Below are 21,605 nucleotides of genomic sequence, written 5' to 3' on the forward strand. Positions count from 1 at the left end.
CGATTCCTGCCCTTACGCCCGCTCGACCTTGCAGGCGCATTTCTTGAAGTCCGTCTCTTTGGACAGCGGGCAGGTCGCATCCAGCGTCAGCTTGTTGGTAAGCTGGCCCTCGTCGAACCACGGCATGAACACGAGGCCACGCGGCACCTTGTTGCGCCCGCGGGTCTCGACCCGGCTGATCACCTCGCCGCGGCGCGTGGACAGCACGATCTCCTGCCCGCGGCGCACACCGCGTTCCTTGGCGTCCTCGGGGTGCATGAACACCACGGCGGCGGGGAAGGCGCGGTGAAGCTCGGGTACGCGGCGGGTCATCGACCCGGAATGCCAGTGCTCCAGCACCCGGCCGGTGCACAGCCACAGATCGAACTCTTCGTCCGGCTCCTCTGCTGCCGGTTCGTAGGGCGCAAAGATGATTTTGGCCTTGCCGTCTTTGTGACCATAGAATTTGACGCCGGCACCCTCAGGCACATAGGAATCGTAGCCCTCGCGGAAGCGATAGAGCGTCTCTTTCCCGTCCACGACCGGCCAGCGCAGCCCGCGAGCCTGATGATAGGTTTCGAAGGGCGCCAGATCGTGCCCGTGGCCGCGGCCAAAGCTGGCATATTCCTCGAACAGGCCCTTCTGGACGTAGAAGCCGAAATGCTCGGACTCATCGTTGTGGAACCCTTCGGCGGTTTCCGACAGCGGATACTGGTCGATCTTGCCGTTGGCAAACAGTACGTCGAACAGGGTCTTGCCGCGATGCTCGGGCATCTTGGCCAGCAGCTCTTCGTCCCAAACCTCCTCGACGGTGAAGCGTTTCGAGAACTCCATCAGCTGCCACAGGTCCGACTTGGCCTCGCCCGGGGCCTTGACCTGCTGACGCCAGAACTGGGTGCGGCGTTCGGCGTTGCCATAGGCGCCTTCTTTCTCGACCCACATGGCGGTGGGCAGGATCAGGTCGGCCGCAACGGCAGTCACCGTTGGGTACGGATCCGATACGACGATGAAGTTTTCTGGGTTGCGATAGCCGGGATAGCCTTCCTCGTTGATATTGGGCGCGGCCTGCATGTTGTTGTTGCACTGCACCCAATAGACGTTCAGGTCACCATCCTTCAGCTTGCGGTTCTGCAGAACCGCGTGGAAACCCGGCTTGGGCGGAATGGTGCCTGCGGGAATGTTCCACTTGGTCTCGGTGATCTTGCGGTGTTCATCATTGGTCACCACCATGTCGGCGGGCAGACGGTGCGCAAAAGTGCCAACCTCGCGCGCGGTGCCACAGGCCGAAGGCTGACCGGTCAGCGAGAACGGCGAGTTGCCCGGCTCGGAGATTTTGCCCACCAGCAGGTGCACGTTGTACATCAACGAGTTCACCCAGGACCCTCGTGTGTGCTGATTGAAGCCCATGGTCCACAGGCTCATGACCTTGCGGTTCGGGTCGGCATATTCCTTGGCCAGTTGCTCAAGCTGGTTCGCCGGCACGCCCGACAACTCGGAGACGTACTCCAGCGTGTAGTCGGCAACCGAGGCGGCGTATTCCTCGAACGAGATCGGCTCCAGCTTGCCCGAGTCCGGGTTCGCAGCGGCCTGTTGCAGCGGGTTGGTCTCGCGCAGGCCGTAACCGATGTCGGTAGCGGTCTTGGTGATGTTGACGTGGTTCTTGACGAACTCCTCGTTCACCGCGCCGGTCTGGATGATGTGGTTTGCGATGTAGTTCAGGATCGCCAGATCGGTCTGCGGCTTGAAGATGATACCGTTGTCGGCCAGCTCGAACGAGCGGTGCTCGAAGGTCGACAGCACATGTACCTGCGCGCCCGGCTTGGTCAGGCGCGTGTCGGTCAGGCGCGACCACAGGATCGGGTGCATCTCGGCCATGTTCGAACCCCACAGCACGAACGTGTCGGCATGTTCGAGGTCGTCATAGCAGCCCATCGGTTCATCAATGCCGAAGGTACGCATGAAGCCCACCACGGCCGAGGCCATGCAGTGCCGCGCGTTCGGGTCGATGTTGTTCGTGCGGAACCCGGCCTTCATCAACTTGGCCGCAGCGTAGCCCTCCCACACGGTCCACTGTCCCGAGCCGAACATGCCCACGCTGGTCGGGCCTTTCTTGGCCAGCGCCTCTTTCCACTTCTCGGCCATCACGTCGAAGGCTTCGTCCCAGCTGACAGGTTCGAAGTCACCGTTCTTGTCATAGACGCCGTTAGATTTGCGCAGCAACGGGGTGGTCAGACGGTCCTTGCCGTACATGATCTTGGAGAGGAAATAGCCCTTGATGCAGTTCAGCCCCCGGTTCACCGGAGCGTCCGGGTCGCCTTGCGTGGCAACCACGCGGTCTTCCTTGGTGCCCACCAAAACCGAGCAGCCCGTGCCGCAGAACCGGCAAGGTGCCTTGTCCCAGCGGATGTCGGCATTGGCGACTTGGGCGGCAGCTTGGCCAGTCGCCAGCGGGATACCGGCCGCGGACGCTGTCGCTGCGGCGGCGGTTGCTTTCAGAAACGTACGGCGAGATTCGGAAATGGTCATGACAAGGGCCTCCGGCTGGAATCTTGGCTGGGAGTTTCAGGACGCGGACGGGTCTCCGCGAGATCTTCGAAATGGTGATATGTCAGGGTCAGTGAAACGACCCCGGGGATCTGGTGCAGGTCCATGATGATCTCGGACGCCAACCGTGTCGGCGTGTCCTCGACGACGACAACGAACCGGCTGTCGTCGGATTCGGCATGGATTTCGACCCCGTCGAACGCGGTCATCGCCGACCGTGCCGCTGAGGTCTGGTCCGGCGCGACATGCACGAGGCATCCACAGATATTCATTCACGCACCTCCACTGTGGCGGGCTGGTATCTCTCGAGGGAAACGGCACCGGTCGGGCATGCGGCCGAGCAGGCCCCGCAACCGACACATGATGCCAGGTCCAGGTTCACTTCGGCGCGGCCTCCGGTTTTCAGGCGGAATCGGATGGCCCCTTGATCGCAGCTGTCCTGGCACACCCGGCAACTGACTCCATTTGCCGAAAGGCAGGTGTCGGACACTTTCGCGCGCCACGGCCACTCGGCGAACCGGTCCAGGCTCAATGCGTCGGTCTTGCAGGCATCCGCGCAGCCTCCGCAAAAGGTGCAGCCACCCTGCTGCGGCTGAAACACCGGCAAGCCCGCGTCGTCCATCGCCAGGACATCCTCGGGGCAAACCGAGACACAGTCGCCGCATCGAGTGCAGAGATCGTGGAAGTTTTCGCGCGCCGCTCCTGGCGGCCGCTTCACGCTGTCGTCTTCGCGAGGCAGGCGTCCTGTCAGGAACGCGCGCCTGCTGGCTACTGCAGACATGTGCCGCCCACCTGTTCTAGAAACATTTGTGGTACTCCGTTCATGCTGCGTGGATAGCGGATACGAGTCAACTCTGACTTGATCTTGATCAGATTTGCTCATGGATTGAGCAAACGAATCCTTCCTGAAATCCAACTCTGGAAAGGCGCGGCACAAAGCTGATCCGAAAAACCGGAAACGGCGGATTGCGCAGTCATAATCGAATATTACTATAAAAAATGCAGACTCGACCCGGTGGTCTGTACTAGGCTGCCTGCGGGTGGATACTTCTGAGGGCACCAATGTCTGGCGACCTAAGGGAATGGCTGAGCGCCCTTGGGTTGTCCGATTACACCCAAGCGTTCGCGGAAAACAAAATCGACTTTGCAATTCTTCCTGAACTTACGGGCGAGGATTTGCGCGAGATCGGAGTGACTGCCGTCGGCGACCGTCGCCGGTTGCTGCGCGCGATATCCGAGCTGGACGTCCCGGAAACCGTCGGCGCGTTTGAACCCGAGGTTGAACTGGAACCGGCAAAACGTCAGGTCACGGTTCTGTTCGCGGACCTGACCGGCTTTACCAAATTGTCCAGCGAACACGACGCCGAAGACATGCACGCGCTGCTGAATGCATTCTTCGGCAAGGTCGACCGCGCCGTCGAGAAATTTGGAGGCCGGATCGACAAGCATATCGGAGACGCCGTCATGGCGGTGTTCGGGGCGCCGATCTCGCACACCAATGACACCGAACGGGCGGCCCGCGCCGCGCTGGAGATTCACGCCGCGCTGCCCACACTTGACCCGCCCCTGTCGTGCCATATCGGCATCGCCTCGGGGCAGGTCATCGCCAGCACCACCGGAAGCGAGGCCCATACCGAATACACCGTGACCGGGGACGGCGTGAATCTAGCGTCCCGCCTGACCGACATTTCTGCGCCGGGTCAGACGCTGGTGTCGGATGACATCCAGCGCGCGCTTGGCCCACTGTTCGTCGGCGAGGCGATCGGCACCAAGGCAATCAAGGGCCTTAACAAGGAGGTCGGAATCTGGCGTCTGGACCGTCTGGCCCGGAACATTCGCACGCGGCGCCACAAATTCATCGGGCGGGAACGCGAGATGTCGCTGTTCTCGGCAACATTCGACCGGTGCCAGCGCCATGGAAAGGGTGAGGTTCACATCATTCTTGGCGAACCCGGTATCGGCAAGACCCACTTTTCGGAACAGGTGGCCGAGCTGGCCGCAAACCGGTCCTATTCGATCCACGGGGGCGTGGTGATGGATTTCGGCACACGCGAGGGACATTCGGCCATCCAGTCCATCGCCCGCAGCCTTCTGGGCCTCGACCCGACCGACAACTCCGATGCCAGCACCGCGGCCGCTCATGACGCGATCGACCGGGGGTGGATCAACCCCGCCAGTTCAGCCCATCTGAGCGCCCTGCTCGAACTTGAACAGGATCCCGGGCTGGCCGAAGTCTATGCCGCGATGGACAACGCCGCACGCATGCGGGGTCGGCGACAGGTCATCGACGAACTGCTGCAGGCCCGCAGCCGCGAGGCCCCCCTTCTGCTCCAGGTCGAGGACATCCATTGGGCGCCATCGGACATTCTGACCATGTGTTCTTACATGGCTGCCGCGACGCGGGACCTGCCTTGCGTTCTGATGATGACCAGCCGGGTCGAAGGTGACCCGATCGATCGGGAATGGCAGATGGGAACGGATGGTGCGCTGGTATCCAAGCTGGAGCTGTCGCCGATGGGTGACGAACAGGCGCGGAAACTGGTCGAGGAATTCACCGCCATCGACCCAGAGCTGTTGGAAACCTGCGTGCAACGTGCCGGAGGCAATCCGCTTTTTCTCGAGCAACTGCTGCGCAATATCGACGGCCTGACCCGCGACACCGTCCCCGGCAGCATCCAAGGCATCGTGCAATCCCGTCTGGACGGGTTGGATCGTCGTAGCAGAACGGCGATTCAGGCAGCATCGGTTCTGGGGCAACGGTTCTCTCCCGAAGTTCTGAATTATCTGCTGGGTGAAGGCCATCTGGACACGTCCGACCTGATCCGCTCGGCCCTGATCCGCGAGGCCGGGGCAGATCTGATGTTTGCGCATGCTCTGATCCGCGACGGATCCTATGCGACGCTGGTCAAGTCCGAGCGCGCCCGGCTGCACCGGCAAGCAGCAAGCTGGTACGAAGGCAAGGACGCCACATTGCGCGCCCAACACCTGGACCGTGCCGACGCCTCCAATGCAGCCGAAGCCTATCTGGAGGCCGCTGAAAACCTGATCCAGGCCTTCCAGTTTGACGAGGCCAGCCCGCTGATCGAACGCGCGCTCGAGCTTTCGGCTCCGCCGGGTATCCGGTTTGACCTGATGTGTGCCCGGGCGGAAACCCATCGCCTTCAGGGCCTGTCGGACAAGGCCCTGAGCGAGTTCAACGAAGCCGCCGCCCTGGCCGAGACTGACGCGCAGATCTGCCGCGTTCATATCGGTCTGGCACAGGCCGCGCGCCAGGCCAGCCTGTACCAGGATGCGCTGCACAGCCTCGACATCGCCGAGGCCGCCGCTGACCGTATCGGATCGGAACGGGATCTGGCCCAGATCAGCTATGTCCGCGGAAACATCTATTTCCCGCTGGGACGGGTCTCGGATGCTCTGCAAAGCAACGAAAAAGCGCTGACGCTGGCCCGCAAACTGGAATCCGTCCGGCTGGAGGTCGGCGCGCTCAGCGGCTTTGGCGATGCAAATTTCATGAATGCCGCAATGCGCACCGCCGCAGGGTTCTACACTCAGGCCGTCGAAAGAGCGCGAGACAAAGGATTGGTCCGGGACCTGGCCGCCAACCTTCACAATCTCAGTGTTGCCCGCAGTTACTCAGGTGACGTTGCGCAGGGCCGGGCCGATGCGCAGGAAGCCATCGAAATCTCGCAGAAGTACTTTGCATTCGTACCGGAATGTGTCGCGCAGACCTGCTTGGGCGTCGCGTGCACCTTTCAGGATGACATGGACGGCGCGCTGCAGGCCTTCATCCGATCCGCCGATATCGCCCAGCGCGTCGGTGCCAAGCGACTCGAGGCTCAGGCGCTGGAACACTTGGCGCGGGCGCAGGTTTATGCCGGGCAAAGGCACGAGGCTGAACAGGTGGGGCTCCGCGCCGTGGAAATCGCGTTGGAACATGGCCGCAACTTTGTCGGCCCCAAGGCACTGTCGGCATTGGCCTTGGCTTTGGACGATCCGGATGCCCAGGATGATTTGTTGGATCAGGGCGTCAGGATACTGAGTGAAGGCTGCGTTGGGCATAGCCACTTGCATTTCTACGCAGATGCCTGCGCAGTGATGCTGGCCCGCCAGGATTGGGACCGCGCGATCCGCTTTGCCGACGCCTTGTCCGAGTTCACCGCCCCAGAACCGCTGCCGATGGCCGATCTGTCCATCCGTCACACGCGCCTTCTGGCTGCGACCGGGCAACAGGGCCTCGCCCTGTCTGACCACGCCGAGTTTCCCGAACTTCGATCGCAGTTCGATGACCTGGGCGTGGTGCGGTCGCTGATGGGGCATCTGGATTTCCCGGTGGCCGGGATGGCCGGTCAACCGACGGCATGAACCGCATGACGATAGAACAACACGAAAAAACAGGGCGCGGAATGGCGGTAGAGAAAAAGGTCTGGGGCCTGTCAGGCCTCGTGTCGCTGATACTGACGGCCGTATTGTTCTACCTTTGGGCATCGCTGAACCATTTCGAGCAGGACCCGACCCAATTGCCGGATCAGGCCTCGGTCGATTCCTATCTGGAGTCGCTGGAGAACGCGCCGGATTATCGGGTCAGGACGGGAATATTCCTCAAATCCTTCAGTTTCGTCGATGCAAGCGATATCCACGTCACGGGCTATGTCTGGCAACACTATCAAACCGGCGTCCATGACGCGATCAAACCCGAACCCGGTCAGGCCGGGTTCCTTCTGCCCGAGTCCGTGGATGTCGGGAGCGGTCTTATCGAAGAAGCCTACCGGATGCCAGAACCCGGTGGCGAAGTGATTGGCTGGTACTTTGAGCAGACCCTGCGCCAGTCCTTCGACTACACCAGCTATCCTTTCGACCACAAAACCGTCTGGGTGCGGTTCTGGCCGGGCCGGTTTGACGTGAACGTCGCCTTGGTTCCCGACTTCGACGCCTATCCCGCGACTGGGCCAAAGGACATTTTCGGGATCGACAACCGCATCGTCATGGGCACCTGGGAACGCGAAAACACCTATTTTGACTACAAGCTGTCCGATTTGGACACGACGCTGGGCATCAACCAGAACGAGTTTCAGACCAGACTGCCCGAGCTGCACTACAACTTTGTCATAAAACGCAACTTTGCGAACGCCTTCGTGGTGCACATGATCCCATTGATCGTGGTCACGATGCTTCTGTTCGGCGCCGTAATGACGGTGACGCGGAAGCCAAACCTGGTCGAACGGCACGATTTCAGCACCTCAAGCGTGATCGGAACCTGCTCGGTCCTGTTCTTCGTGATCCTGCTGGCCCATGTGCAATTGCGCGAGGGTTTTGCCGGGTCACCGGTGATCTACATGGAGTCCTTCTTTTTCCTGATGTATTTCATGCTGCTTGTGGTGTCGGTGAACACCTATCTGTTCGTCTCCGAGTCCGCGCCGTCGCTGCGCTTGATCCACTATCGTGACAACCTGATTCCAAAGGCCGCGTTCTGGCCATTTGTCCTGAGCTGCATGATCGCGATCACCGCCTACAACCTCAGCCTCAAGTCACCTCCGTCAAGGGATGTACCCGAGGCCATCACGCATCAGGACGGCTAGCGGCCGCCTCATGCCCGGGCTTGAGCGTTCCGGTGGCCATGTCGATCGAGTATTCGTCGACCAACTCGGACGCACCGCTTTCCAGTTCGGCAAGGTATTTTTCCGGATTGGCGATCACGTAGACGTAGGCCGGTTTTTTCACCCCATCCATCAGGACATTGATCCGCTTGCGGACATAGACATTGTCAACCGCGCCCGGTCCGTGAAAGCCCTCGAGCTTGTCGAGTTCCTTCAACCCGCCCGAGGTGACCCGGTAGACCTCGCCCTTGATCGGACGGCCAGTACCCTTGCGATCCACCAGTGTGGCCATGCGGTGCAGGTAGGCACAGTTCGGGTTGTCGCAAAACGGCTCTTTCGGAACGATCAGGGGCATGGGCTGCCGAGTGACCGCCTGTCCAACGAAATCATCCAGAACGTCCGCATGAGCGTCGTGGTTGGGAAATCCTTTCTTGAGCGATCCATAGGTGAAATAAAGGTAGGTCTTTTCGCGTTCATCGATCAGGTCGTCTTCGTCTTCAACCTCTTCCGGTTCTGACAGGGCGTGCGTGTTGGCCCATTCGTCCAGCATCACGCGGATCTCGTCCGACACCCTGATGCCCCTGGACCGCACCGGATCCTGCAGAAAGTGGATCAGAGGGCTTGCATCGATGCTATCCGCCGCCAGCAGGGTTTCGACCATCTCGGCCGAGTTGTTCATCACGGCGACATGCAGGCTGGTAAATCCGTGGTCATTGACCGCGTTCACGTTGATACCTCTTGCGATCAGCGCTTTGGCCGCCTCGATGTCCGGTTTTCCCAGATCTTGCCCGTTCTCGGTCAGCTCGCCCTCGCCCCCGGCCGCATAGTGCAGCAGCGTGTCGCCATTATGGTCATCGACAATGTCGATACCGGCGACCCCATCATCTATGGCCTGAAACACGGGCTCCCATTGGGCGAAGTCATCCGAAGCCGCAGCATCCTGCGCCCATTTGCAGATATTGTGTTCGTGGTTTTCCAGCTCTTCGAAGGCTTCTTCCAGCACCTCCATGATCTGGTCGGGCGTAGCCATCATGCCGATGCCCATCATCCCGTTCGACAAGCGCCCCTTGCGGGGACCCACAAGATCGATCCCCAGATCGCGCAGCTTTTCGACATTATTCTGGGTGGTGACGTTGTTCCACATGTTGGTGTTGCAAGCCGGGCAAAGGATCGCCGGCTTGTTGCGGTACTGCCAGGCCACGAAGACCGAGGTCAGCAGGTTGTCGGCAATGCCGTTGGCGATCTTGCCCATTGTGTTGCAGGTTACCGGCGCGACGATCACGCAATCGGCCCAGTCGCACAGCGCAAGATGCGAGGCGCGCAAGGGCATCCCGAACTCGGTATAGCGAAAGTTCCACTCGTCATCGTCGCGGTAGTAGTCGTTGTGGGTGATGTAGTCGTCGACCGTCTTGGTTTTCTTCCCGGTCCTTTTTGCCTTGCGGGCCTCGCTGGCCTTGTCGGTCCCAATATCGCGAAAGAACTTTTCGGCCGAAACCGAAGGGATCAGTTTCACATTGTGACCTGCCTCGGTGATCCGGGCGACCAACTGTGGCACCTTGTCCGCAGCCGACGAGCCGCAGGCGCACAACAGAACGTTCCGGCGACCGTTTGGCGGGGCTGTCAACCCGCCCTTGGGATACCCGAAGATGTTCTTGTCGAGGCTCGGCGACTCGTGGCGCAGCAAGACAGGCAGACCGGCTTTCTTCATGTCTTCCTGCAGGCTGCCGTCCAGGATCATGTCGACGATGTCGCTGCGCTTGCCCAGGCATTTCCCTTGGAAGAACAGGTAAGGCACCTTTTCCTTGCTGCTTTCGGCCACCAGTTGCCGGCGCATCTTCATGGCGTTGGCCCCGTGCCCGGCGACATCGACCAATTTCAGACCAGTCGCGCCGATATTGGCCAGAATGTTCTTCAGCATGTTCGACCACGGATCCTCATCCTCGTAGAACAGAACCAGCGGGTTTTCCCGGACGATCCGCGCCACGTCGCTGGGGTCTTCCGGAGGCTGAGTCTCTTCGATCACCAGCATGGCCGGGCTTTTCAGGTCGCGCAGCCCGCGAAAGATATGCCCGCGTGGCGCCTGCCAGACCTGCGATGTGGCCGGGCTCATATCTACGACCGTGACAAGATCGGCCTTCTCGTCATAGGCCACGCACAGGCACCAGAACTCTTCCAGCAGCGCCGTCTCGCGGAACACGTTTTCGGGCGGCCGGATCACCTCGAACCCCAACACGCGGTTGAAGTCGATGTTGATCATCAGGTGGCGCCCCTCATGTTCGTTCAGACTGCGCAGCTGATCCCGGAACCAGTCTTGCGGCGACCTTTTGTCCTTCCCGGGTCGTTTCGCATAGCTGCGGAAGGTGCTGCCAATATGCACCTCGGACGTTCCAGCCAGATACCGCTGGGCCATCTCGCTCATCTTCTTGGCGGTCGAAACCCGGCTCAGCGCCTCGGTGTACGAGGTCTGGGTCGCGATCAGCAGCTTGTCTTCGGTGACCTGGACATCGCCCAGTATCTGCAGGCTTTCCGCCAGAACGCCCAGGCTGTTCATGTTCGGGCTGGCCCTCCGGAACAGGTTGCGGCGCTTCTTGGGATCGCGGGCCAGATACCGGGTGCTGTCCACATAGTTGCAGTTCTGCCGGAAGGTCTGCAGCGTAGTCTTGACCGCTTCGCGTGCAGAGAACCGCAGCAGCCCGCGCGCCCGCATCGAGGTGCCGTCGCGGTCGGACATGGCCGCGTACAGGCGGTCGATCGTGGTGACCCAAAGCTTGCCGTATTTTTCGGGATGCACATCCATCATGTGCACCAGACCGGTGCTGGGGTTGCACTTGGCGATCACCGCGAAATGGCCGCCGGGCATGGTGGGCTTGCCATGCGCGACCCCAACCTGAAAATTCGCCACCAGAATGTCGTTGTCCCCACCCAGGCGATTGGATTCGTCAATCGCCTCAAGCAGCAGCGGCACCGAGGTCGTCGCCTCGTCCATGAAATAGGCCTGGACCTGCACCAGGTCGCGCAGACCTTGCGAATGGATATAGGTGCAGGCCACATCGAACAGTTCACCCAGCGAGATGCCGTCATTGACGACAAAGCTGGTGGGCAGTTCGCAGACCCGGAAGATGTCGTTCACCTCGCAGCTGAAGCCCAGCGCCGACATGCTCAGCGCGGCCGCGGTCACGCTGCAGCAGTTGATCGGCTGCTGGAAATTTTGAAGATGCACACTGACCAGATCGCCGAACAGCGTGGCGTAGCATTCGCGTCGAATTTCCGCGGGAATATCCAGCCACTCGTTACTGGCCAGAAAGGCAAGCCGAGTGCCGGGCAAGGCCACGGCCTGCAGGCTGACCGGTATGTCGCGGATCTCCAGATGCTCTTCGTAGAAATAGTCCCCGGTATCGGCGGTCGCCAGATCAACGTCATTCTGGCGCAGCTTCACGATGCCGTCCAAAACCACATACATCCCGCGCGGCGGTAGTACCGTGTCCTCAAGAACTTCGAACAGATCGAAATGCTGCCTGAGCCGCTCGGCGCTCTGCCGCACCTTTTCGCCGGGCAAGACGGCGAATATCTTCTCCCAATCGGCAGATGTGGCTTCAATCGGTTTTGAATTGGAAATCGTTTGTGTGGTCACGGCCAGTTCCTCCCCCAAAAAGTCAGTGGCGCAATGGTTTCGTATTTCGTGGTCACTTTCCTGAAATCAGCATTTGCACTTTGCAGTCTCCCCCGCCGGACAAACGGCAGACCGCCCGACGCGTGGCGCCATTCAATGCTGACTCCACCCCTCAATTTGCACAGGCAATACGAGCGATACCTGCATTCTTAGTACAGATTTGTAGAAAAATCACTGGGATTGTGGGGTTTACCCGGCTTCGCAGCTTGATGCGCCGCTGCGGCAAAGCGGCCTTGATTGATCGGGTGATAGACGCCAACGTGCAAGCAACCCGCCAGACCCGCGGCCGGTTCAAAGCAACGGAGCCCCCAATGTCAAAACATGGATATGAATCCGGCCGCCTGAATCTGCCATTCGTCGGCATCGCCACATTCGGTAAGAAGCCATATGTGCAGGATTGGGACCGGATCGATGCCGATGTCGCCATCCTGGGCGCCCCGTTCGACTTCGGCTGCCAATACCGGTCCGGAGCCCGGTTCGGCCCGCGTGCGGTGCGCGAGGCATCGACTCTGTTCAGCTTTGGTCATGCAGGTGCTTATGATCACGAGGACGATGCCACCTATTTGGGCGAAGAGGTGCGCATCGTCGATCTGGGGGATGCAGACATCATCCACACCAAAACCGAAGCCAGCCACGCGAATATCGAATACGGGGTGCGCAAGATCCTTGAGGCCGGCGCTCTGCCCGTGACGATCGGTGGTGACCATTCCGTCAACATTCCTTGCATCAACGCCTTTGATCAAGACTGCGCCCGAAACGGTCCCATTCACGTGGTCCAGATCGACGCACACCTGGATTTCGTGGACGAGCGTCATGGCGTTACGGCGGGCCATGGAAACCCGATGCGGCGGGCGATCGAAAAGGACTATGTCTCGGGTATGACCCAACTGGGCATCCGCAATGTCTCATCGACCGCGAAAGAAGGTTACGAGGATGCACGCGCGCGCGGCTCCGACATCTTGTCGGTACGGCAGGTCCGCAACCTGGGAACCCAGGGGGTATTGGACCGCATCCCCTCGGGCGTCCGATACTACGTGACCATCGACATTGACGCGTTTTGCCCATCCATTGCACCGGGCACCGGAACACCAAGCCACGGCGGTTTTTTGTACTACGACGTTCTGGAAATCCTGCAGGGCCTTGCCCGGAAAGGGCAGGTCGCCGGCATCGACCTCGTCGAAGTTGCCCCGGCCTATGACCCGACCGAAAGCACGCAGATCCTTGCCGCGCAGCTGTTGCTGAACTTCATCGGCTTCATCTTTCACCACAAGGAATGAAAGAAACCCCGGTCACATCAACTCGGAGAGATCAACCAACGGGGTCTCTCGTGTGACCGCGACGGCGTGACTACCACCCGGGGACTGAACCCGCACGTCCACGCGTTCAGCCTGCGAAAACCGGTCGAAGTAATCAAATCTCATTTCACCAAGCGCCTGAAGGTTGCTGCACCTGATCGTGTATTCGGCCTGAAATTCGGGCCGGTGATCGTCAGACCCCAAGGCCGACCCGGCTTCACCGCCCACCAGCGCCACGTTCGCCGTGGACGCGGCACAACCCGCCTCGGCCGTGACCGCGAACAGGGTCATGGGCTGTGACAGGTCCGAAATGGCGACCGCGACCTTCGCCTTTTCCTCTGCGCTCGAAGCGGGAAGATCAAAGTCAACGATTTCTGACGCGGGAACAGACAGAGACAGCGTGTACCCCGAAGCCAAAAACGCGATCTCCAGTGCTGCGGGCTTTGGCGCCCCTTCCTGCTGCGCGTCCAACGCAAGGGGAAACACGCAAAGGGCAAACGCCAGGGATCTCATCACGCAACCACCACCAACTCAAGAATCACACCATCATTTTATCTGCGCGCCATCGGCAGGCAACGGCGCGCAACCCCGTCTGACCCCGCCGGAAATGGCTAGACAGATCCGGAGAACCCATCCAGCCAATCCGCATTTGGCCAAAACAGCGGCGTGTTTCCCAATTTATTCCCGACTTAAAGACTCGGGTTGACATAACTTACAATTTCACTCAGTTAATATTCATCTCTGCACCCGCACCGGGTGCTCTTGCCCATTTTTTTCGACAGGAAGGCCTGAACTTCATGACCCGCGTATTTTCGACGACCAGCCTGGCAGCCTTGCTGATGGCAACAGCGGCAGCCGCCGGCGACGCCCCTGCCAAGGTCGACATCCTGGACACCTATGCTGACATTGCCGAAGCAAAATATGACGACAGTTTGCGTGCTGCCCGCAGGTTGCAGGCCGCCGTTGCCGCACTGGTTGAACAGCCTTCTGCTGAAAACCTGACCGCCGCACGCCAGGCCTGGATTGCGGCGCGCGTTCCCTACCAACAGACCGAGGTCTATCGCTTCGGCAATCCCATCGTCGACGAATGGGAAGGCAAGGTGAACGCGTGGCCTCTGGACGAGGGTCTGATCGACTATGTGGATGCGGCCTATGGCGGCGCGACGGACGAAAACGAGCTTGCGGTTCTGAACGTGATTGCCTCGCCCAGCTTTGAGCTGTCTGGCCAGCCGGTCGACGCGACCGAGATCACGCCCGAACTGTTGTCAGAAACACTACACGAGGCCGACGGGATCGAGGCCAATGTGGCAACTGGCTATCACGCCATCGAGTTCCTGCTGTGGGGCCAGGATCTGAACGGTCACGGCGAGGGCGCCGGCAACCGTCCTTGGACGGACTATGCGCAGGACGAGTCCTGCACCGGCGGCAACTGCGATCGCCGGGCCCAGTATCTGGTGGCGGCGACCGACCTGCTGGTCTCGGATCTGGAGTGGATGGCCGCCCAATGGCAGGACGACGGTGCCGCACGCGCGGCCCTGACCGACGACGCCGACTCGGGCATCAGTGCAATTCTGACAGGCATGGGATCCCTGTCCTATGGCGAACAGGCCGGTGAGCGCATGCGTCTTGGACTGATGCTGAACGACCCGGAAGAAGAGCATGACTGTTTCTCGGACAACACGCACAACAGCCACTATTATGACGGTTTGGGGATTCAGAACGTCTATCTGGGTCGGTATGTCCGGATTGACGGCACTCCGGTTTCGGGTCCGTCCCTGTCGGATCTGGTTGCAGCCTCGGACCCGGCTCTGGACACCGAGATGAAGACCAAGCTGGCCACCACAATGTACGCGCTCGGCCAGATCAAAACCGCAGCCGAGGCCGGATTTGCATACGATCAGATGCTCGAGCGCGGGAACGTCGGTGGCGAAACGCTGATCATGGGCGGCGTCGAAGGTCTGATCGATCAGACCAAGACGATCGAACGCATCGTGTCCGTGCTGGGCTTGGGCAATGTCGCATTCGAAGGGTCCGACAGCCTCGACAACCCCGACGCCGTTTTCCACTGATGAACCAAAGCGGCCGGGCGTGGCGACTGCTTGCGCCCGGCCCTGCGACAAGCTGTGTCTGGACCCGAAGCAAATACCCTACTATTTGACTAGGAATTAAAAAGAGCCGAGTCGCCATGATCGTCTGCCACTGCACCAACATCACGGATCACGACATCCGCGCGGCAATCGACTGGATGCGCGCGGCAGATCCTCAAACCATCATCACGCCGGGCAAGATTTACCATGCTTTGGGAAAATCGGCGGATTGTGGCGGGTGTATGCCGCTGTTTCTGGACACGATGCGCGCAACCGATAACCTCGAAGTACCCATGCAACTCCGCGCCCTGCGCGTGGATGCTACACAGGAGAGTGCAGATGAAGGGCGACCCCAAAGTCATCGAATACCTAAACAAGTCCCTGCGGCATGAATTGACCGCAGTCAGCCAGTACTGGCTGCATTACCGCCTGCAGGAGGACTGGGGCCTGGGCCACATGGCCAAGAAAAGCCGCGAGGAAAGCATCGAAGAGATGCAGCACGCGGACAAGCTGATCGAGAGGATCATCTTCCTGGGCGGCCACCCCAACTTGCAAAAGCTCGACCCGCTGCGCATCGGCCAGACGCCCAAGGAAACCCTGGAATGCGACCTGGCGGCCGAGATCGACGCCCGGGCCCTGTACAAGGAAGCGCGCGAATACTGCCAACAGGCCGGCGACTTCGTGTCGATGGCGCTGTTCGAACAACTGATGGCCGATGAAGAAGGCCATATCGATTTCCTCGAAACCCAGCTCGATCTGTACGAAAGACTCGGCGAAGCAAATTATGCGCAACTCAATGCATCGAAAATGGACGAGGCCGAATAGGTCTGGTTTTCTGGCGGTGGCCGTCCTTGCGGCCACCCCTTCCCTGTCGCAGGATCTGCGGGACAGTCATTTGAACCCCCTCCCCCGAACCGACGCTGAACGGGCACGGATTGCCACAGTCACCGCAGCGCCGTCGGATTTCACACAGCCCCAGCGCTATGAGGACCTGCCGGCAGGCGCCGCAACGGTGCGCGCCCGGACCGATGCGGATGCATTCTCGCAACCCTCGGCCAACCTGAGCTTTGAGCAGGAACTGGGTTTCAAAGTCGGCAACGGGCTGTTCAAGAAGGTCTGGGTGTCGTCCCCGTCCTCGACCCTGGCCTCGGATGGGTTGGGGCCGCTGTTCAACGCGCGGTCGTGTCAGCGCTGTCACATCAAGGACGGGCGTGGCCACACCCCTGCCGGGCCGGAGGACAACGCCATTTCGATGTTCCTGCGCGTTTCCATCCCCGGGACGCCCGCGGACGCGCCGGAAGGGATCGAGGGGTATCTCGCCACCCTGCCCGAACCCAGCTATGGCGGCCAGATGCAGGATTTCGCCCTACCCGGCCACAAGGCCGAATACCGGCTGGACATCACCTACGAGGAAATACCAGTGGAGCTGTCCGATGGCGAAACCGTGTCGCTGCGCAAGCCTACCTACAGGGCGGCGGATCTGGGCTATGGGCCATTGCACCCCGACGCGATGCTCAGCCCGCGCGTGGCGCCGCAGATGATCGGTCTGGGTCTGCTCGAGGCGATCCCGGCCGAGGACATCCTGGCCAAGGCCGACCCCGACGATGCCGATGGAGACGGGATCTCGGGGCGGCCCAACATCGTGTGGTCGACGGAATTCGGCGAACCCATGCTGGGCCGGTTCGGGCTGAAGGCGGGCATGCCGACGATCATGGAGCAGTCGGCCGCGGCCTTCTCCGGAGATATCGGCATTTCCAGCCCGCTTTACCCCGCGCCTTTTGGCGATTGCACCCCGGCGCAGGCCGATTGCCAGGCCGCCTCGCATGGTGACGGCGACGAACGCGGCTTCGAGATCGACCAGCAGGGCATGGATTTGGTGGCCTTCTACAGCCGCAACCTGGGCGTTCCCGCCCGGCGCGATGTGAATGACCCGCAGGTTCTGCGCGGGAAAGAGGTGTTCCACACCATTGGCTGCGCGTCCTGTCACTCGCCCGCTTTCGTCACCCACCGCCTGCCCGACCGGCCCGAGCACAGTTTCCAGCTGATCTGGCCCTACAGTGACCTGCTGCTGCACGACATGGGCGAAGGACTGGCCGACAACCGCCCCGAGGCCCGCGCAACGGGCCGAGAATGGCGCACCGCTCCACTATGGGGCATCGGCCTGACACGACGCGTTTCGGGCCACACCCAGTTCCTGCATGACGGCCGCGCGCGCTCGCTGCTCGAAGCGGTCCTGTGGCACGGGGGCGAGGCCCAGGCCGCGCGCGATGCGGTTGTTTCCATGCCAAAACCAGATCGGGACGCCCTGATCGAATTTCTTGAAAGCCTATGACCGATGCGCCTTGTCCCCCTGATCATCGCCGTTCTGGTTCCCCTGGCTGTTGCCGCTCAAGATCGGGCGACAGTTCCTGAGGACGTTACGCAGAACCACATCCTTCCAAGATTTGAAGAGCTTTCCGACAGATCGGCAGAACTCTCCGAGGTTGCGCAACAGGACTGTTCTTCGGACTCCGAAAACCTCCGCGCTGCATTCCATTCGGCGTTCGATGCATGGATTTCTGCCAGCCATTTGCGATTTGGTCCGTCCGAAGTCGATGATCGCGCTTTTGCCCTTGCCTTCTGGCCGGACACCAAGGGCTTTACGCCCAAGGCTCTGGCCGGAATGATCTCGGCTCAGGATTCTGCGGTCACCGATGCAGTTGCGTTTGCCGAAACATCGATCGCGGGGCGCGGCTTTTTTGCACTGGAACTCATGTTGTACGACCCCGAATTTTCCAGGCGGGGAGATGCAGCATATCACTGCGACCTGATCCGTGCGATTGCGTCCGACATTCACCGAAATGCCGCCGCGATCGCTGCCGACTGGGCAGATTATGCAGTGAACTTGAACCAGCCCGGTACCGGCAGCGTTTACCGATCGGAAGACGAAGCCCTGCAGGAGCTCTACAAGGCCCTTGTCACCGGGTTCGAATTCACAGCCGATACGCGCCTGGGCCGCCCGATGGGCAGTTTCGACCGCCCCCGCCCCAACCGGGCCGAGGCCCGGCGGTCGCTGCGGTCGCTGCGGCATGTGGAACTGTCGCTGGTGGCGCTGCGCGATCTGGCGGCGCGGCTGGCGGCCGACCACCCGCAGATTGCCGCCTCGCTGGATGATGCCTTTGCCCGCAGCATCGCCCGGGCGCAGGCGCTGGACGATCCCGCGCTGGCTGGCGTGTCCGAGCCACAGGGGCGGCTGCGGATCGAGGCCCTGCAGCAATCGATCAACGACATCCGCGGCCTTGCCGCCGCGCAGTTGGGTCCGACCTTGGGTATCAGTGCAGGTTTCAATTCGCTGGACGGAGACTGACCGATGACCAGCCGCCGAAGATTCCTGACCGGTTTGGCAGCGGCGACTCTTGCCCCCCTGCCGGGCTGGGCTGCGGTCGGTTCGCCCGATTTCCTGTCAGCTGCGCTGTTCGACGATGGGTCGTACCGCCTGGTCGGGTTGACCATTTCAGGGGAGGTTCGGTTCTCGATCCCCCTGCCCGGCCGCGGGCACGCCGCCGCCGCCCATCCCCATCTGGCGCGGGCCGTTGCATTTGCGCGCCGTCCGGGGCGGTTTGCGCTGGTGATCGATTGCGCGACCGGGGACCAGCTTGCCCAGCTCGAGGCGCCAGACGGGCGTCACTTCTACGGCCACGGCGCGTTTTCGCCCGACGGCCGCCGGTTGTTCACCACCGAAAACGACTATGAGGCAGGCACCGGTGTCATCGGCGTCTGGGACGCTGCCAAGGGCTATGCCCGGATGGGCGAGTTTTCTTCAGCGGGGGTCGGCCCCCATGATGTGGTGTTGATGCCCGACGGCAAATCTCTGGCCATCGCCAACGGCGGCATCGAAACCCATCCGGACACAGGCCGCACCAAGCTGAACCTGCCGACCATGCGCCCGAACCTGACCTATGTCAGCCTCGACGGATCGGTTCTGGAGCAGGTCGAACTGCCTGCGGCGCTGCACAAGAATTCGATCCGGCATCTGGCCGTTCGCGCGGATGGCCTGCTGGCCTTTGCGATGCAGTGGCAGGGCGACCTGTCCCACGACCCGGCGCTGCTGGGGCTGCATCGGCGAGGTGGCCGTTACCACCTGCTGTCCGCACCGGAAGACATACAGGCGACGCTGGCCGGCTATGCAGGCAGTGTCGCCTTTTCCGCCGAGGGGCGGCAGGTCGCCATCACCTGCCCACGCGGCAACGCGCTGCACGTCTTTGATGCCGAGGCAGCCCGTTTTGAACGCGCCCATTCGCTCAGCGACGTGTGCGGGTTGGGCCCCGGGCCATCCGGCTTTGTCTTTACCGCCGGGCATGGCGATGTGGGGCATTTGGTCGGGCCAAACCCGGCGATATCGCCCCATCCTCGGGTCCGTTGGGACAACCATCTGGTTCCCATTCGCCCTGCGATCTGAATTGGGCTAACCTCCGATACAGATTACACTTGGAAGAATCGAACGGCTGCCGTATTGGCGGGCGAAATTTCCACGCCTGCAACGCAAGGACTGACTTGATTGAAACAGACGCCCGTCGCACCGCATTCCATCTACGGAGTTGAAAAATGGGGCAAGGGCCTCATCGAGGTGACGGAGGACGGCGAGATCGGTCTGCGCAATCCCATGGCACCCGATGCGGCGGCCATCAGCCTGCCTGGCATTCTGCACGACCTTGATCAGCGCGGGATCAAGGCGCCGATAATCCTGCGCATCAGCTCGTATCTGGAGCACGAGATCGCGCATATCAACGAAAGCTTCCGCGATGCGATTGCGCGCACCGGCTACAAGGGGTCCTATCGCGGCGTGTTCCCGATCAAGGTGAACCAGCAGGCGCAGGTCGTCGACCGGATCGTCGAGTTCGGCAAGCAATACAATTACGGGCTCGAGGCCGGTTCGAAACCCGAACTGGTGATCGCCCTGGCGCACCGTCTGGCCCCGGAGGCGCTGATCGTGTGCAACGGAGTCAAGGACGCAGAGTTCATCGAGTTGGCCATTCTCAGCCGCAAGATCGGGTTCAACACGGTCATCGTGTTGGAGAGCCCGAAAGAGGCCGACACGGTCATCGAGGTCTACGAACGGCTGGGCATCGAGCCGCTGCTTGGCGTGCGGGTGAAACTGACCAACCAGATCAGCGGCAAATGGCAGGAAAGCTCGGGGGATCGGTCGACCTTTGGCATGAACACCGATCAGCTGGTCGCGGTCGTCGACAAGCTGCGCGATGCGGGCCTGCTGCATTGCCTGAAGCTGCAGCATTCGCATCTGGGCAGCCAGGTGCCCGACGTGAACGACGTGCGCCGCGCCGTGGGTGAGGCCTGCCGTTATTACACCGAGCTGACCCGCGAAGGCGTGCCGCTGACGCACCTGGATCTGGGCGGCGGCATGGGCGTCGACTACACGGGCGAGAAGAAGGCGACCGAGAACTCGATCAACTACACGGTCGAGGAATACTGCGCCAATGTGGTGGAGACCGTGGCCTATGCCATGGACGAGGCCGAGGTGGACCACCCCACGCTGGTGACCGAGAGCGGCCGCGCCGTGGTGGCGACCTCGTCGATGCTGGTGTTCAACGTGCTGGAAAGCACGCTCTATGACGCGCCCGATGGCCCCGAGGTGGAACCCGACGATCACCACATGGTGTCCGATCTGGCGGCGGTGAACGGTTATCTCAGCCACGACAGGCTGCAGGAATGCTGGAACGACGCCACCTTCTATCGCAACGAGCTGCGCGCCCTGTTCCGCCGTGGCTATGTCGACCTGCGCCAGATGGCCCGGGCCGAGCGCATCTACCTGTCGCTTATGGCGCGGATCAAGGCACTGGCGGCCTCGGACGAGGTCGAAACCGATGTGGACGACCAGTTGGAGAAGCTGGCCGACATCTATCACTGCAACTTCTCGCTGTTCCAGTCGCTGCCCGATGTCTGGGCGATCGACCAGTTGCACCCGATCGTGCCGCTGCAGATGCTGGACCAGGCCCCCGACCGCCGCGCGGTGCTGTCCGACATCACCTGCGACAGCGACGGCAAGATCGACCGGTTCATCCTGGCCGACGGCGTCTCGCCCAGCCTGCCCGTGCATTCCCTGCCGGAAGATCGCGATTACTACATGGGTGTCTTCTTCGTCGGCGCCTATCAGGAAACACTGGGCGATCTGCACAACCTGTTCGGCGACACGAACGTGGTCACGATTGACCTGCGCGCCGACGGCGGGTTCGACCTGCTGCACGAACAAGAGGGTGATACGATCAGCGAAGTCCTGTCCTATGTCGAGTTCGACCCCAGCGACTGCATCGCTGCCTTCCGCAAGATGGTGGACGAGGCGATCTCGACCGGCACGCTTCAGGCCAAAGACCGCAAAACCCTGATGAGCGCTTACCGCGACAGCATCAACGGCTATACCTACTACGAATAACCCCGGCGA

The 21,605-nt window shown here is 61.3% G+C and carries 15 protein-coding genes; 10 read left to right on the top strand and 5 right to left on the bottom strand.

Annotation, left to right across the window (positions count from 1 at the left end; translation table 11 throughout):
- Window positions 1–12: 12 nt before the first annotated feature.
- Genes napA through napF form a run of 3 tightly spaced genes read right to left on the bottom strand, consistent with a single transcriptional unit; the run spans window position 13 to window position 3,304 of the window.
- Window positions 13–2,505 (bottom strand): nitrate reductase catalytic subunit NapA, encoded by a 2,493-nt coding sequence (napA, locus tag ACR3EL_RS13945; RefSeq protein ID WP_170585054.1) that lies wholly within the window; start codon window positions 2,503–2,505, stop codon window positions 13–15.
- Entirely contained in the window at window positions 2,502–2,795 is a 294-nt protein-coding gene (locus tag ACR3EL_RS13950) for a chaperone NapD (RefSeq protein ID WP_093964450.1), read from the bottom strand. The genes napA and ACR3EL_RS13950 overlap by 4 nt, the downstream gene beginning before the upstream one ends.
- Complete coding sequence (napF, locus tag ACR3EL_RS13955) at window positions 2,792–3,304, bottom strand: ferredoxin-type protein NapF (protein ID WP_170339549.1); 513 nt, start codon at window positions 3,302–3,304, stop codon at window positions 2,792–2,794. The genes ACR3EL_RS13950 and napF overlap by 4 nt, the downstream gene beginning before the upstream one ends.
- A 281-nt stretch (window positions 3,305–3,585) precedes the next feature.
- On the opposite strand from napF, the gene ACR3EL_RS13960 reads away from it, so the two are divergent.
- Both ACR3EL_RS13960 and ACR3EL_RS13965 read left to right on the top strand, forming a co-directional pair.
- Window positions 3,586–6,885, top strand: coding sequence for an adenylate/guanylate cyclase domain-containing protein (locus tag ACR3EL_RS13960; RefSeq protein ID WP_480722013.1), 3,300 nt, complete (start codon window positions 3,586–3,588; stop codon window positions 6,883–6,885).
- A 41-nt stretch (window positions 6,886–6,926) separates the two neighbouring features.
- Entirely contained in the window at window positions 6,927–8,099 is a 1,173-nt protein-coding gene (locus tag ACR3EL_RS13965; protein ID WP_170339545.1) for a hypothetical protein, read from the top strand.
- Here the strand turns inward: ACR3EL_RS13965 and ACR3EL_RS13970 are convergent.
- Window positions 8,080–11,748: a flavoprotein gene (locus tag ACR3EL_RS13970; RefSeq protein ID WP_480722015.1), complete on the bottom strand. Its 3,669-nt coding sequence runs from the start codon at window positions 11,746–11,748 to the stop codon at window positions 8,080–8,082. The genes ACR3EL_RS13965 and ACR3EL_RS13970 overlap by 20 nt on opposite strands.
- A gap of 350 nt (window positions 11,749–12,098) precedes the next feature.
- Between ACR3EL_RS13970 and speB the strand changes: the two genes are divergently transcribed.
- Window positions 12,099–13,064 (top strand): agmatinase, encoded by a 966-nt coding sequence (speB, locus tag ACR3EL_RS13975; RefSeq protein WP_170339534.1) that lies wholly within the window; start codon window positions 12,099–12,101, stop codon window positions 13,062–13,064.
- Window positions 13,065–13,076: 12 nt separating this feature from the next.
- On the opposite strand, the gene ACR3EL_RS13980 is transcribed toward speB, so the two are convergent.
- The gene (locus ACR3EL_RS13980) at window positions 13,077–13,595 is read right to left on the bottom strand and encodes a ZrgA family zinc uptake protein (protein WP_170339533.1); all 519 of its coding nucleotides are present in this window, start codon (window positions 13,593–13,595) and stop codon (window positions 13,077–13,079) included.
- Window positions 13,596–13,879: 284 nt separating this feature from the next.
- Between ACR3EL_RS13980 and ACR3EL_RS13985 the strand changes: the two genes are divergently transcribed.
- The 7 genes from ACR3EL_RS13985 (at window position 13,880) to speA (ending at window position 21,596) form a co-directional block, all read left to right on the top strand.
- The gene (locus ACR3EL_RS13985; protein WP_170339532.1) at window positions 13,880–15,151 is read left to right on the top strand and encodes an imelysin family protein; all 1,272 of its coding nucleotides are present in this window, start codon (window positions 13,880–13,882) and stop codon (window positions 15,149–15,151) included.
- 116 nt (window positions 15,152–15,267) lie between these two features.
- Window positions 15,268–15,561, top strand: coding sequence for a (2Fe-2S)-binding protein (locus ACR3EL_RS13990; RefSeq protein ID WP_093964444.1), 294 nt, complete (start codon window positions 15,268–15,270; stop codon window positions 15,559–15,561).
- On the top strand, window positions 15,509–15,994 hold the full coding sequence (gene bfr, locus ACR3EL_RS13995; RefSeq protein WP_149776400.1) for a bacterioferritin: 486 nt from the start codon (window positions 15,509–15,511) through the stop codon (window positions 15,992–15,994). Before ACR3EL_RS13990 ends, bfr begins: the two co-directional genes overlap by 53 nt.
- Window positions 15,954–17,501 carry a di-heme oxidoreductase family protein gene (locus ACR3EL_RS14000; RefSeq protein ID WP_437342517.1) on the top strand — a complete coding sequence of 516 codons (1,548 nt, stop codon included), beginning with the start codon at window positions 15,954–15,956 and terminating at the stop codon, window positions 17,499–17,501. The genes bfr and ACR3EL_RS14000 overlap by 41 nt, the downstream gene beginning before the upstream one ends.
- 3 nt (window positions 17,502–17,504) lie before the next feature.
- Window positions 17,505–18,515, top strand: a complete 1,011-nt coding sequence (locus tag ACR3EL_RS14005; RefSeq protein ID WP_480722019.1) for an imelysin family protein — start codon at window positions 17,505–17,507, stop codon at window positions 18,513–18,515.
- A gap of 3 nt (window positions 18,516–18,518) precedes the next feature.
- Window positions 18,519–19,607, top strand: a complete 1,089-nt coding sequence (locus tag ACR3EL_RS14010; RefSeq protein ID WP_170339525.1) for a DUF1513 domain-containing protein — start codon at window positions 18,519–18,521, stop codon at window positions 19,605–19,607.
- Window positions 19,608–19,706: 99 nt separating this feature from the next.
- The gene (speA, locus tag ACR3EL_RS14015) at window positions 19,707–21,596 is read left to right on the top strand and encodes a biosynthetic arginine decarboxylase (RefSeq protein WP_170339524.1); all 1,890 of its coding nucleotides are present in this window, start codon (window positions 19,707–19,709) and stop codon (window positions 21,594–21,596) included.
- Window positions 21,597–21,605: the final 9 nt, after the last annotated feature.

Source organism: Ruegeria sp. BJ3 (assembly GCF_056535665.1).